This window comes from Corallococcus terminator (assembly GCF_003611635.1).
Lineage (GTDB): Bacteria > Myxococcota > Myxococcia > Myxococcales > Myxococcaceae > Corallococcus > Corallococcus terminator.
Genome location: NZ_RAVZ01000772.1, coordinates 1 through 587 on the forward strand (window position 1 = coordinate 1; position 587 = coordinate 587).

Here is a 587-nt window from a genome sequence, read left to right on the forward strand (position 1 = left end):
GCGCGGCGCGGAGCCTCGTGGCGCTGGCGGCGGCGGCGGCGAGCGCGGCGGCGACCGTCGCGAGGGCCGTCGTCCCGAGCGCGGTGGTGGCGGCGGTGGCGGTGGCGGCGAGCGCAACCGGGGTGGTGAGCAGCGTCGCGGCGGAGAAGGCCGGGGCGGCGAGCGGCCCGAGCGCGGCGGTTCCCAGGGAGGCTCCGGCAACAACGGCGGCGGCTCCGGTGGCCCGCCTCCGGCGGCGTCCGGCGGAGGCTCCTCGGAGTCGTCCGGCGGGGGCAGCGACGCCTGAAGTCGTTGAGCGGCGCCGCGACGTAGGCGCGGCCCGCGTGTGACAGCCAAGGCCCGGTGGGGTTCATCCCCGCCGGGCTTTCTCTTTGGCCACGTGGCGCCGGGGCTCCGGCATGTCCGGGTCGGTCCACCTGCCCACCGAGCGGCCAGGCACACCGTTTCCTCGGGCAACGTGGCGGAGGCCACACCGTGGGGTGGGTGGACTGGTCCCCAGGGCCCGAGTTTGGTTACGGTGGTACTTCCACACCGGGGGGTGTCGTCGCCCGTCGGTCCATCTGAAGCCCCCAGGATGACCCGCCCCC

At 76.7% G+C, this 587-nt stretch carries 1 protein-coding gene; it reads left to right on the plus strand.

Annotation, left to right across the window (positions count from 1 at the left end; all coding sequences use genetic code 11):
- Nucleotides 1-286, plus strand: a 286-nt coding sequence (locus D7V88_RS42060) for a hypothetical protein (protein WP_208726782.1), incomplete at its 5' end; no start/stop codon positions are given.
- Nucleotides 287-587 lie beyond the last annotated feature (301 nt).